We start from the raw sequence: 11,703 nt of genomic DNA, 5'->3' as shown, positions 1-11,703 counted from the left end.
CCCCCCCCCCCCCCGCCCCGCGCGCCCCGCCCGCGCGGCGGTGTTGGGCCGGGGGGGGGGGGGGGGGGGGTGGGGGTAGGGGGGGCTCGCTCAGCCCAAGCGCTGCAAGACCCGCTGTAGCTGCACCAGGGACCACTCGCCACCACGGGCAGTCTTTGTGCCCTGCTTGTTCAGGGCCTCGACCATCGCCCGCTGCGTCATACCTGCCGCTTGGTACGCCTTCAGTGTGAGGGAGAGGCCGCTCGCGAACTCCTTCGCCCGTGTGCTGCGCTGCTCGTTGTGTGGCTGCAGGTTCGCCACATTGCCCACCGGCAGACCGCGTGCCTTCTTTGCGACCAGTGCGTCTGAGATGCGTTGCGCGATCCGGTTGCGCTCATGCTCGGCTACGCCTGTTCGTTGGCCATTTTTTCGACTACGTTTCCTCCGCCCGCCTTGAAGGTGTTCTTCGGCAAGCAGTTTCGAGCGAGACCGAGGATGCGCCAGCGGTGCCCAGCGACACGGGCAATGCCCAGGTCATGACGGTGGAGGGCAGTGGGAACAAAAGCAAGCCCAAGCCGTTTCGCCTGTGCCTGAACAAGCGGCAGAACCGAACTCAGGTTTCGGCCCGCCAATGCCATTGCGGCACGGCCTTCAAGGATGGCATTGAAGTCCGCCAACAACTCAGCCTCAGCCGAATCAAGGCCACCCAAGCTGTCCCGAGGGGCTGTGCGGTCATTCGTGGAAATCATTAAGCGGCAGTGCCGAGCGCCTGTCGCAGCGGCCACATCGTCCCAAAGCGCCTGATCCTCCCGTAGCTCATCATCCGTAGCGAGTATCTGTGCCCGGACCATCTCGGCGAGCATCTCGCCAAGCTCTGGGCTGACGGCCTCGACTAGGGTGAGGTTTTGCTCCCGCCGTTTCTGCTCAAAGTCGGCCAGCCACTGGGCCCGCTCTATGGTGCCTCGGACCACGGCTGCTTTGCGGTCCGCTGTCCGGAGAGCTACGACCGTCTGGTCCTTGCCGTAAACCGCACGGACGTCCTTGGGGATGATGATGCGAAGCGACCAGCGCCCATTGCGCTTGAAGAGGCCATCCAATGCCATGTCTTTTCCTCGGTCTGAAGTTGATCGAAGTGACACAGGCAAGTGATACAGAGAGTGGGCGTAAGCCCTTGATTTCACCCAAGTTGTTGATTCACTTGGGGATTCTAGGAAGAAGTTGACGAGCCTTACCCCCGGCACTGGCTCCACAGTTAGGGCTGCTTGGTTCCCCACCTGACCCGGTTGGCCGCTTCACCATGCGGGGAGGCCCGTCAGATGCGATTGTAGGGCACAGCGCATGGCCGGAAGGGATGCGGGGCCATCTAGAATCGCTGCCAATGTCCTACCTCGTGCTCGCCCGCAAATACCGGCCCAAGACCTTCTCTGAGATGGTCGGCCAGGAGCATGTGGTACAGGCCCTGACCAACGCGCTGACCAGCCAGCGCCTGCACCACGCCTACCTGTTCACCGGCACGCGCGGCGTGGGCAAGACCACGGTCTCGCGCATCCTGGCCAAGTCGCTCAACTGCCAGGGCCAAGACGGCCAGGGCGGCATCACGGCCACGCCCTGCGGCGTCTGCCAGGCCTGCACCGACATCGATTCGGGCCGCTTCGTCGACTACACCGAGCTGGACGCCGCCTCCAACCGCGGTGTGGACGAGGTGCAGAGCCTGCTCGAGCAGGCGGTCTACAAGCCGGTGCAGGGCCGCTTCAAGGTCTTCATGATCGACGAAGTGCACATGCTCACCGGCCACGCCTTCAACGCCATGCTCAAGACGCTGGAGGAGCCACCCGAGTACCTCAAGTTCGTGCTGGCCACGACCGACCCGCAGAAGGTGCCGGTCACCGTGCTGTCGCGTTGCCTGCAGTTCAACCTGCGGCCGATGGCGCCCGAGACGGTGCAGGAGCACCTGGTCCACGTGCTGCAGGCCGAGGCCATCCCGGCCGAAGTCCCGGCCTTGCGCCTGCTCTCGCGTGCCGCCCGCGGCTCCATGCGCGATGCGCTGTCGCTGACCGACCAGGCCATCGCCTTCGGCAGCGGCAAGCTCGACGAAGAGGGTGTGCGCCGCATGCTGGGCAGCGCCGACCGCAGCCACGTGTTCCGCCTGATCGATGTGCTGGCGCGTGGCGACGGCAAGTCGGTGGTCGAGATCTCGGACGAGCTGCGCCTCAACGGCATCAGTGCGGCGTCCACGCTGGAAGAGATGGCCGCCGTGCTGCAGCGCATGGCGGTGCTGCAGGCCGTGCCCTCGCAGGGCGACGCCGGCGATGCGGAGGTCGCCGAGATGGCGCGCCTGGCCCAGCTGATGCCGGCCGACGAGACCCAATTGCTCTACAGCATGTGCCTGCATGGCCGGGCCGAGCTGGGCCTGGCGCCCGACGAGTACGCCGGCCTGACCATGGTGCTGCTGCGCCTGCTGGCCTTCAAGCCCGCCGACGCTGCGGGTGTGCCGGCTCGCAGCGGTGGCGATCAGCCACGCGGTGCGCCCGGCGACCAGCCGGAAAAAAAAACTCTGATTGAAGCGCGGCCGGCCGCTCCGGCGCCTGCCGTGACTGCGCTGCCGCTTGCGGCCCAGCCCCGTCCTGCCCCCGTGTCCTCGCCTGTTGTGGCGCCCCTGCAGATGCCAGCGGCGGCCCGCACGGCTGTGCCCGCAGCCAGCGCGCCGCCCGGCCAGGTGCTGCCGGTGGTTGCGCCCGCCGCGGCGCGGCCCGTGCCGCGTGCGGCCAGTGCCGATGGCCCCAACGGCCACCAGGTGGTGGGCGTGCCGGTGCGGGTGCAGGCCGAGTCGCCGCGCGAGGCGGCCCGCCCGCCCGCCGCCAGCTTCGTGGCCACGCCCGAGGGCGACTTCTGGCATGCGACGGTGCAGCAGCTGGTCGCCGCCGAGGCCATCACGGCCCTGGTGCGCGAGCTGGCCCTGCAGTCGCAGCTGGTCGGCCGTGACACCGGTCACTGGCTGCTGCGCGTGGAGCGCGAGTCGCTCAACCAGCCGACCAGCCGCGAGCGCCTGCGCAACGCGCTGCAGGCCGCGGGCCACGAGGTCGAGCTGGGCGTGGAGGTCGGGGCCGTCAGCGACAGCCCGGCGCGCCGCAATGCCGCCGCTGCCGAGAAAAAGCTGCGCGCCGCCGAGGAAATCATCCTGAACGATCCCTTCGTGCAGGAAATGATGCGCGACTTTGGCGCGAAAATCGTGCCTGGAAGCATCAAGCCAACCCACTGAATCACTAGGAATACCCATGTTCAACAAAGGACAGCTCGCCGGCCTCATGAAGCAGGCCCAGGCCATGCAGGACAACCTGAAGAAGGCGCAGGACGAACTCGCCTTCGTCGAGGTCAGCGGCGAGTCCGGCGCCGGCCTGGTCAAGGTCACCATGACCTGCAAGCACGATGTCAAGCGCATCGAGATCGATCCCAGCCTGCTGGCCGACGACAAGGACATGCTGGAAGACCTGGTGGCCGCAGCCTTCAACGCCGCCGTGCGCAAGGCCGAAGAGACCTCGCAGGAAAAGATGGGCAAGCTCACGGCGGGCATGCCAGGACTTCCTGGCGGCATGAAGTTTCCTTTTTAACCTTGTCGCATTCCCTCGATGCCCTGATCGACGCCCTGCGCAGGTTGCCTGGTGTGGGCGTGAAGTCGGCTTCGCGCATGGCCTACCACCTGTTGCAGCACGACCGCGAGGGCGCGCAGCGGCTGGCCCAGGCCCTGCAGCAGGCGGCTGGCAGCATGCGCCACTGCGTGCGCTGCCACACCTTCACCGAGAACGAGGTCTGCGACACCTGCGCCAACCCGCAGCGCGACCTGAGCAAGCTGTGCGTGGTCGAGACACCGGCCGACCAGGCCGCGGTGGAGCGCACGGGGGCCTTCCGCGGCCTGTACTTCGTGCTGATGGGCAGGCTCAGCCCGCTCGACGGCATCGGCCCCAAGGACATCGGCCTGGACCGGTTGTTCGAGCGGGCCACCGACGGCTCGGTGCAAGAGGTGATCCTGGCGACCAACTTCACCGCCGAAGGCGAGGCCACGGCCCATGTGATCGGCGAGGCATTGAAGGCACGCGGCGTGCGGGTCACGCGGCTGGCGCGCGGAGTGCCGGCCGGCAGCGAGCTGGAGTACGTCGACCTGGGCACCATCGCCCATGCCATGGTCGACCGCAGGTAAAACATACAAACAGAAAGACGCGAAACGAGGAGAGCCTGATGGACTACACGAGATTCACCATCGCCTACTGGTGCGTGCTGCTGGCCGCGCTGCTGCCCATCGCCTGCGCGGCGCTGGCCAAATCCACCGGCATGGGCAAGCCGCGCAAGCAGGGCGGTTTCGACAACAACGACCCGCGTGCCTGGCTGGCCAAACAGGGCGACTGGGTGGCACGTGCCAACGCAGCCCAGGCCAACAGCTTCGAGGCCTTGCCGTTTTTCATCGGCGCGGTGGTCATTGCGCACCAGCTGCATGCGCCGCAGGGCCGGCTGGACATCCTGGCCGTGCTGTTCGTGACGCTGCGCGTGATCTACATCGCGATGTACGTGGCCGGCCTGCCCACGGTGCGCTCGGCCATCTGGTCGCTGGCGCTGCTGGCCAACATCGGCATCCTGTTCATCGGCTACCGCTAGGGTGCCCGAACGCGGCTGACTGCCGCTTGACCTTACGTGAAAACCCGCACGGGATGTTCCCGATGCGGTGCTCTGCGCTTGCGGATAACCTCCCGCCAAGCCAGAAAAGAGAGGATTTTCCATGCAGTACAACACCATCACACGCCGCACTTTCACCTCGGTCGCCGCCTTTGCCGCCGCGGCCGTCGCCGCGCCCATGCTGCGTGCCCAGGGCAAGCTCGAAAAGACCAAAGTCTCCATCGCCGTGGGCGGCAAGGCGGCTTTCTACTACCTTCCCCTGACTATCTCCGAGCAGTTGGGCTACTTCAAGGCCGAGGGCCTGGATGTGGAGATCTCCGATTTCGCCGGTGGCGCGCGCGCGCTGCAGGCCCTGGTGGGCGGTTCGGCCGACGTGGTCAGCGGTGCTTACGAGCACACCATCAACATGCAGAGCAAGAACCAGATGATCCGGTCCTTCGTGCTGCAGGGCCGGGCGCCGCAGATCGCGATGGGCGTGTCGACCAAGACCATGGCCGGCTACAAGGACCTGGCCGACCTCAAGGGCAAGAAGATCGGCGTCTCGGCGCCCGGCTCGTCGACCAACATGGTTGCCAACCTGGTGCTCTCGCGCGCCGGCATCAAGGCCAGCGATGTGAGCTTCGTCGGCGTGGGCACGGCCGCCGGCGCGCTGGCCGCGCTGCGCTCGGGCCAGATCGACGCCATGAGCAACACCGATCCGGTGATGACCATGCTGGAGCAAAAGGGCGACGTCAAGATCATCAGCGACACGCGCACGCTCAAGGGCACGCAGGAGGTGTTCGGCGGCCCGATGCCGGCGGCCTGCTTCTACGCGCACTCCGAGTTCGTGCAGAAGAACCCCAACACCTGCCAGGCCCTGGCCAACGCCATCGTGCATGGCCTCAAGTGGCTGCAGACGGCCGGCCCCAGCGACATCATCAAGACCGTGCCCGAGACCTATCTGCTGGGCGACCGCGCCCTGTACCTGGCGTCCTTCAACAAGGTGCGCGAGGCGATCTCGCTGGACGGCATGATGCCCGAGGAGGGCACGCGCACCGCGCTGCGCGCGCTGGCCAGCTTCGAGCCCAGCGTCAAGGCCGACAAGACCGATCTGGCCAAGACCTACACCAATGAGTTCGCGCGCCGCGCCAAGGAAAAGTTCAAGGCTTAGGGCCGTACACTTCGCGGCATGCCAGACCACGCGCTCGAATTCACCGACATCAGCGTCACCTTCCGCTCGAAGGACGATCCCGGCCAGCGCTACACCGCGGTGGCCGACACCACGCTGCACATCGCGGCCGGCGAGTTCGTCTCGGTGGTCGGACCCACGGGCTGCGGCAAGTCCACCCTGCTGAACATCGGCGCCGGCCTGCTCGAAGCCTCTTCGGGCAGCGTCAAGGTCTTTGGCCAGCCGCTGGTGGGCATCAACCGCCGCGCCGGCTACATGTTCCAGACCGAGGCCTTGATGCCCTGGCGCAGCACCATAGCCAATGTGATGGTCGGCCTGCAGTACCGCGGCGTTCCCGACACCGAAGCCCGGGCCCAGGCCCAGGGCTGGCTCGAGCGGGTGGGCCTGGGCGGCTTCGAGGACCGCTACCCGCACCAGCTCTCGGGCGGCATGCGCAAGCGTGCGGCCCTGGCCCAGGTGCTGGCGCTGGACCCCGACATCATCTTGATGGACGAACCCTTCTCCGCGCTGGACATCCAGACCCGCCAGCTGATGGAAAACGAGGTGCTGGCGCTGTGGGCGGCCAAGAAGAAGGCCGTGCTGTTCATCACCCATGATCTGGACGAAGCCATTGCCATGAGTGACCGCGTGGTCGTGCTCTCGGCCGGCCCGGCCACCCATCCCATCGGCGAGTTCGCCATCGACCTGCCGCGCCCGCGCGACGTTGCCGAGGTGCGCAACGACCCGCGCTTCGTCGAACTGCACACGCAGATCTGGGGCGTGCTGCGTGACGAAGTTCTCAAGGGCTACGCGCAACAACTGAAGAAGGCGGCCTGAGATCATGCTTGCTTCCTTCAAACCCACCGACAACAACCTGCGCTGGTGGCAGCTGGGCGTGCTCGTTGCCATGCTGGCGCTGTGGCAGCTGGTCTCGCTGAACCAGCAGTACGCCTTCTTCCTGGGCGAGCCGCTCAAGGTGGCCGGCCGCATCTGGTCCTGGTTCATGCCCTTTGGCTTCGGCGAGAGCAGCTTCTTTCCCGAAGGCCTGCCGGGCCGCGCCGACATCTATGCGCACCTGGGCGTCACCCTGCTCGAGACGGTGCTGGCGTTTGCCATCGGCACGGTGCTGGGCCTGGTGTTCGGCCTGTGGCTGGCGCTGGCGCCCACGGCCGGCGCCATCCTCGATCCCTATATCAAAGCCGCCAACTCGATGCCGCGCGTCATCCTGGCGCCGATCTTCAGCATGTGGCTGGGCCTGGGCATCTGGAGCAAGGTGGCGCTGGCCGTCACCCTGGTGTTCTTCATCGTCTTCTTCAACGTCTACCAGGGCGTCAAGGAAGTCAGCCCGGTGGTGCTGGCCAATGCCCGCATGCTGGGCGCCAACCACAAGCAGCTGCTGCGCACGGTCTACCTGCCCAGCGCCACCAGCTGGGTCTTCTCCAGCCTGCACACGTCGGTCGGCCTGGCCTTCGTCGGCGCCGTCGTCGGCGAGTACCTGGGCTCGGCGCGCGGCGTGGGCTACCTGATCCTGCAGGCCGAGGGCACCTTCGACGTCAACACCGTCTTTGCCGGCATCGTGGTGCTCACCGCTTTTGCCCTGGTGCTCGACGGCATCGTCGGGCGCATCGAGAAGCGGCTGATGAAGTGGCAGCCGCGCAGCGGCGAGACCGAAAAACTCTGAGCCCTGTTGCTACTGTTTTGGTAGCAACATCGCCTTATTTGGCGGGGGTCAGAGCCTCATTCTTCAAGGGGGATGCGCTGGCGACGGCATGGCCGATGCGGCTGCGCAGCGCCAGCAGGGCGCCGGCGATGATGCCCGCCACCGTCAGCACGGCGCCGGCCGACAGCATGGCCAGTCCGGTGACGCCCTGGCCGATCGAGCAGCCCACGGCGGTGATGCCGCCAAAGCCCATGAGGACCGCGCCCACCAGGTGTGCCGCCATGTCGCGCGGCGACTGGAAGGACTCCAGCTTGAATTCGCCGCGCGCCTTGGCGCTGGCGAAGCTGCCCAGCAACACGCCCAGGGCCAGCAGCACGCCGAAGGTCGGCGCCATGGACTTGTCGGACCACAGGGTCAGCAGGTCCAGGCCATGGGCCAGCGGCGCGGCAAAGCTCAGGCCCTCGGGCCGGCGCGACTGCGTGCCCAGCCAGGCCGGCTCCAGAGTCTCCGGGTGCTCGGGCACAAAGCCGATGAAGCCGGTCAGGAGGTAGGCCGCGGGCACCAGCAGGCCGACGGCGATGCCGCCCGCCCAGTGCCAGCGGTTCAGGGTCGCACGCTGGCGCCAGGCCAAGGCCAGGGCGGCGGCGGCCAGCGCCAGGGCCAGCAGCCAGCGCAGTGGTGCCGCGCCCAGGCCGCTCAGGCGCGATGCGATGGCGCCCAGGTCCTGCGACCCGCCCAGTGACAGCGTCCAGGCGTCCAGCAGATTGACGCGGGGCAGGGCCAGCAGGCCGCGCAGCGTCATCGCAGCAGTGACGGCCGCCACCACCAGCACCACCAATGCACGCAGGCTGCCAGAGCCGGCCTTGACCAGGTTGCGCTGCGGGCAGCCGGCCGCCAGGACCATCCCGTAGCCGAAGACCAGGCCGCCGGCAAGATGGGACAGCCATTGCAGGCTGGGACTCCAGGGCAGGGCGCGTGCTGCGTCGAACAGCTGCAGAGAGACCAGCAACTGCACGCCGAGCGCGCCGGTGGCCACGGCCAGCAGCCAGGAGACGGCCCGGCCCGGATGGCCCCACAGGGCCCAGTCAGCGATGGCGCCGCGCACGCAGAAACGGCTGGCCTGGGCTAGCGCGCCCAGCAACAGGCCCAGCAGCAGCGCGCCCCACAGGACGGTCTGGCTGGCGGCGGCGGGATCGAGAGGGAATTGCATGGGGGCGGGATTCAGCGGCGCTTGGCCGGTTGCACGGGACGCTTGGGCACGGTCTGGGTGGCGCGTACAGGGACAGGTGCGCGCGGCGCGCTGACCTTGACCGGCAGGTAGACCACCACCTGCTGGCCCAGCTTGAAGGAGGCATTGGTGGCCACGCTGTTCCAGCTGGCGACCTCGGCCACATTCAGGCGCAGGCGCCGGGCGATGCTGGCAACGCTGTCGTTCTTGCCGGCCTTGACGGTGCTGCGGCGGGTGACGATTTCGGGCGCCAGGCTCAGCTGGCCGTTGTCGGCCACGTGGCTGGTCACGTCGTTCTGCATGGTGCCGGTGCGCGGCACGATCAGCACCGAGCCCGCCTTGATCAGCATGCGCGGCGGGATGCTGTTGACGTTGCGCAGGTCGTTCTCGTTCATGCCCACGCGCTTGGCGGCATCGGCCACGCTCATGGTGGCCGGCGCGCTCCAGGCCGTCCAGCTGGCGTACTGGCCCTGGGTGTGGGCCTCGAAGTTGCGCTGGAAGACCTTGGCGTTGTCCCAGGGCAGCAGGATCTGCGGCGTGCCGGCGGCCAGGATGATGGGCCGGTGCGCCGAGGGGTTGAGCGCCTTGAAGTCGTCGAGCTTGACGTCGGCCAGGCGGGCGGCCAGCTCCACGTCGATGTCGCGGGTGACGGTGACGCTCTGGAAGTAGGGATGGTTCTCGATCAGCGGCAGCTCGGCGCGCAATGCCTCGGGGCTGGCCACGATGTTCTTGACCGCCTGCAGCTTGGGCACGTAGGCGCGCGTCTCGTTGGGCATGTTCAGGTCCAGGTAGCCCGTGCCCAGGCCGGCCTTCTGGTTGCGCGCGATGGCGCGGCCGACGTTGCCCTCGCCCCAGTTGTAGGCGGCCAGCGCCAGCTGCCAGTCGCCGAACATGCCGTGCAGCTTTTGCAGGTAGTCCAGCGCCGCGCGGGTCGAGGCCAGCACGTCGCGGCGGTCGTCGCGAAAGACGTTCTGCTTCAACTCGAAGTACTGGCCGGTGGCCGGCATGAACTGCCACATGCCGGCGGCCCGCGCGCTGGAGACGGCCTGCGGGTTGAACGCGCTCTCGATGAAGGGCAGCAGGGCCAGCTCGGTGGGCATGCCGCGGCGCTCTAGTTCCTCCACCACATGGAACAGGTACTTGCGCGAGCGCTCGGTCATGCGCTGGATGTAGTCGGGCCGCGAGGTGTACCACTGCTCCTGCTGGCGCACCAGGTCGGTGTCCAGGTTGGACATGGCAAAGCCCCGGCGGATGCGCTCCCACAGGTCGGCCGGCGGCTGCAACTGGGCGACGCCGCGCGAGGCGGCCTGCGCCGCCGTGATCGGCTGCAGCGGGCCGCCGGGAATGACGGCTGCCTGCGGCCTGCCCGTGGAGGTGGCGGACGTGGCGGAGTCGGGGGTGGTGGGGGGGATGGCGCAACCGGCCAGCAGCACGGCGGCGAGGAGGGCGAGAGCAGCGAAGGAGGCGGCCGGGCGTGTCGATGTCATCTGAATTCGTTTTTCCATTGGCGGATGGCGGCGAAGCCAGCCACCTCGTCCTGGGTGCTGGCGCCGTTGAAGGCATGGGCGGCCTGGGCCACGGCGGGTAGCCGGGTGCGCAGGAAGGGGTTGATGGCGCGCTCCAGCGCGATGTTCGAGGGCAGGGTGGGCTGGCCCTGGGCGCGCAGCTGCTCGCAGCGCTGCTGGTACGCGGCCAGTTCGGCGTTGCCGGGCTCGACCGCACGCGCGAACTTCAGGTTGGACAAGGTGTACTCGTGGGTGCAGCACACACGGCTGTCGCCGGGCAGGGCGGCCAGGGCGTCGAGCGAGGCCAGCATCTGCGCCGGCGTGCCCTCGAACAGGCGCCCGCAGCCGCCCGAGAACAGGGTGTCGCCGCAAAACAGCAGGGGCGCGCCGTCGACGTCAGGGGCAAAGAAAGCAATGTGGCCGGCCGTGTGGCCGGGCACGTCCAGGACCTGGAAGCGCAGGCCCAGGGCCTCGACGCTGTCGCCTTGCTGCAGCCGCGTGAGTGGGCCGGGGATGGTCTCGTGGGCCGGGCCGTAGACGGCGGCGCCCGTGGCCTCACGCACTTCATCGAGGCCACCGATGTGGTCCATGTGGTGGTGCGTGACTAGAATCGCCTCCAGTTGCAGGTTCGCCTGCCGCAGAAAGCCAAGCACCGGTTTTGCGTCGCCGGGGTCCACCACCAGGGCCCGATGCCCGTCGTGCAGCAGCCACAGGTAGTTGTCCTGGAAGGCGGGCAGAGGAAGTAACTTCATGAGCGACCAGATTATAGGAATGCGGGAGTGGTTCGAAACGCCGCCTGGCCAGTACCTGCTGGCCTGGGAGCAGGCGCAATTGGACCGCGCGCTCAGCGACATCTTCGGCTACCACGCCCTGCAACTGGGCCTGCCTGAGCTGGACACCCTGCGGACCAACCGCATGCCGCACAAATGGCTGGCAGTGCGCGAGCCGCACGACGGCGCCCAGGCCGCGCCCAATCTGGTCACGGACTTCTCGGCCCTGCCGTTCGCCGCCAACAGCCTGGACCTGGTGGTGCTGCCCCACTCGCTGGAGCTCAACACCGACCCGCACGCCACGCTGCGCGAGGTCGAGCGCGTCCTGGTGCCCGAGGGCCGGGTGGTGATCTGCTGCCTGAACCCCGCCAGCCTCTGGGGCCTGCGCCAGCGGCGCGCCCACCTGTACCGGCGGCTGGGCTGGGGCAAGCTGTTCCTGCCCGACGCCGGCGACTTCATCGGCTACCGGCGGCTGCGCGACTGGCTGCGGCTGCTCAGCTTCGAGGTGGAAAGCAGCAGCTTCGGCTGCTACAAGCCGGCCCTGTCGACCGAAAAATGGCTGGGCCGCAGCGACTGGATGGACAGCGCCGGCGCGCGCTGGTGGCCGATCTTCGGCGCGGCCTACTGCGTGGTCGCGGTCAAGCGGGTGCGCGGCATGCGCCTGGTCGGCCTGGCCCGGCGCCAGAAGGTGGCCAAGCGGGCCGCGGCGCCGGCCGTGGTGGCCAACCGCGGCACACCATCGGCCTGGC

General features: G+C 68.1%; 12 protein-coding genes and 1 other RNA gene. 8 read left to right on the top strand and 5 right to left on the bottom strand.

Going from position 1 to position 11,703, the window contains the following annotated elements:
- Nucleotides 1-383: 383 nt before the first annotated feature.
- Both Q0632_RS14445 and ffs read right to left on the bottom strand, forming a co-directional pair.
- Entirely contained in the window at nt 384-1,082 is a 699-nt protein-coding gene (locus tag Q0632_RS14445; RefSeq protein WP_298931322.1) for a DUF6538 domain-containing protein, read from the bottom strand.
- Between the two features lie 114 nt (nt 1,083-1,196).
- An RNA gene (gene ffs, locus Q0632_RS14440) (signal recognition particle sRNA small type) lies at nt 1,197-1,293 on the bottom strand.
- Between the two features lie 64 nt (nt 1,294-1,357).
- Here ffs and dnaX point away from each other — a divergent pair.
- The 7 genes from dnaX to Q0632_RS14405 all read left to right on the top strand — a co-directional run bounded on the left by dnaX (nt 1,358) and on the right by Q0632_RS14405 (nt 7,472).
- Nucleotides 1,358-3,238 carry a DNA polymerase III subunit gamma/tau gene (gene dnaX / locus Q0632_RS14435; RefSeq protein ID WP_298931319.1) on the top strand — a complete coding sequence of 627 codons (1,881 nt, stop codon included), beginning with the start codon at nt 1,358-1,360 and terminating at the stop codon, nt 3,236-3,238.
- A 16-nt stretch (nt 3,239-3,254) separates the two neighbouring features.
- Nucleotides 3,255-3,587 (top strand): YbaB/EbfC family nucleoid-associated protein, encoded by a 333-nt coding sequence (locus Q0632_RS14430; protein WP_298931316.1) that lies wholly within the window; start codon nt 3,255-3,257, stop codon nt 3,585-3,587.
- Between the two features lie 2 nt (nt 3,588-3,589).
- On the top strand, nt 3,590-4,174 hold the full coding sequence (recR, locus tag Q0632_RS14425) for a recombination mediator RecR (RefSeq protein ID WP_298931314.1): 585 nt from the start codon (nt 3,590-3,592) through the stop codon (nt 4,172-4,174).
- 38 nt (nt 4,175-4,212) lie between these two features.
- Nucleotides 4,213-4,626 (top strand): MAPEG family protein, encoded by a 414-nt coding sequence (locus tag Q0632_RS14420; protein WP_298931311.1) that lies wholly within the window; start codon nt 4,213-4,215, stop codon nt 4,624-4,626.
- 121 nt (nt 4,627-4,747) lie between these two features.
- A complete protein-coding gene (locus tag Q0632_RS14415; RefSeq protein WP_298931308.1) occupies nt 4,748-5,794 on the top strand; it encodes an ABC transporter substrate-binding protein in 1,047 nt (348 codons plus the stop codon).
- 18 nt (nt 5,795-5,812) lie between these two features.
- On the top strand, nt 5,813-6,628 hold the full coding sequence (locus Q0632_RS14410) for an ABC transporter ATP-binding protein (protein WP_298931305.1): 816 nt from the start codon (nt 5,813-5,815) through the stop codon (nt 6,626-6,628).
- 4 nt (nt 6,629-6,632) lie between these two features.
- Nucleotides 6,633-7,472 carry an ABC transporter permease gene (locus tag Q0632_RS14405; protein ID WP_298931302.1) on the top strand — a complete coding sequence of 280 codons (840 nt, stop codon included), beginning with the start codon at nt 6,633-6,635 and terminating at the stop codon, nt 7,470-7,472.
- Nucleotides 7,473-7,506: 34 nt separating this feature from the next.
- Here the strand turns inward: Q0632_RS14405 and Q0632_RS14400 are convergent, their stop codons facing one another.
- From Q0632_RS14400 to gloB, 3 genes are read right to left on the bottom strand one after another with little or no spacing between them, the layout of a single operon-like run.
- Nucleotides 7,507-8,661, bottom strand: coding sequence for a YeeE/YedE family protein (locus tag Q0632_RS14400; protein ID WP_298931299.1), 1,155 nt, complete (start codon nt 8,659-8,661; stop codon nt 7,507-7,509).
- Between the two features lie 11 nt (nt 8,662-8,672).
- Complete coding sequence (locus tag Q0632_RS14395) at nt 8,673-10,166, bottom strand: transglycosylase SLT domain-containing protein (protein WP_298931295.1); 1,494 nt, start codon at nt 10,164-10,166, stop codon at nt 8,673-8,675.
- Complete coding sequence (gene gloB / locus Q0632_RS14390) at nt 10,163-10,936, bottom strand: hydroxyacylglutathione hydrolase (RefSeq protein ID WP_298931292.1); 774 nt, start codon at nt 10,934-10,936, stop codon at nt 10,163-10,165. The genes Q0632_RS14395 and gloB overlap by 4 nt, the downstream gene beginning before the upstream one ends.
- On the opposite strand from gloB, the gene Q0632_RS14385 reads away from it, so the two are divergent.
- A partial coding sequence (locus tag Q0632_RS14385; RefSeq protein ID WP_298931289.1) for a methyltransferase domain-containing protein occupies nt 10,935-11,703 on the top strand: 769 nt, incomplete at its 3' end. The genes gloB and Q0632_RS14385 overlap by 2 nt on opposite strands.

This window comes from uncultured Ramlibacter sp. (assembly GCF_936925435.1).
In the GTDB taxonomy this organism is placed as follows: Bacteria; Pseudomonadota; Gammaproteobacteria; order Burkholderiales; family Burkholderiaceae_C; genus Ramlibacter.
Note: the sequence above shows the minus strand (reverse complement) of the source record. Positions and strands in the feature narration are given on the sequence as shown.

Coding starts and splice junctions, on each gene's coding strand:
- Q0632_RS14420 (WP_298931311.1), top strand. CDS start 4,213: ATGGACTACACGAGATTCACCATCGCCTACTGGTGCGTGCTGCTGGCC.
- Q0632_RS14410 (WP_298931305.1), top strand. CDS start 5,813: ATGCCAGACCACGCGCTCGAATTCACCGACATCAGCGTCACCTTCCGC.
- dnaX (WP_298931319.1), top strand. CDS start 1,358: ATGTCCTACCTCGTGCTCGCCCGCAAATACCGGCCCAAGACCTTCTCT.
- Q0632_RS14445 (WP_298931322.1), bottom strand. CDS start 1,082: ATGGCATTGGATGGCCTCTTCAAGCGCAATGGGCGCTGGTCGCTTCGC.
- gloB (WP_298931292.1), bottom strand. CDS start 10,936: ATGAAGTTACTTCCTCTGCCCGCCTTCCAGGACAACTACCTGTGGCTG.
- Q0632_RS14405 (WP_298931302.1), top strand. CDS start 6,633: ATGCTTGCTTCCTTCAAACCCACCGACAACAACCTGCGCTGGTGGCAG.
- Q0632_RS14395 (WP_298931295.1), bottom strand. CDS start 10,166: ATGACATCGACACGCCCGGCCGCCTCCTTCGCTGCTCTCGCCCTCCTC.
- Q0632_RS14415 (WP_298931308.1), top strand. CDS start 4,748: ATGCAGTACAACACCATCACACGCCGCACTTTCACCTCGGTCGCCGCC.
- Q0632_RS14430 (WP_298931316.1), top strand. CDS start 3,255: ATGTTCAACAAAGGACAGCTCGCCGGCCTCATGAAGCAGGCCCAGGCC.
- Q0632_RS14400 (WP_298931299.1), bottom strand. CDS start 8,661: ATGCAATTCCCTCTCGATCCCGCCGCCGCCAGCCAGACCGTCCTGTGG.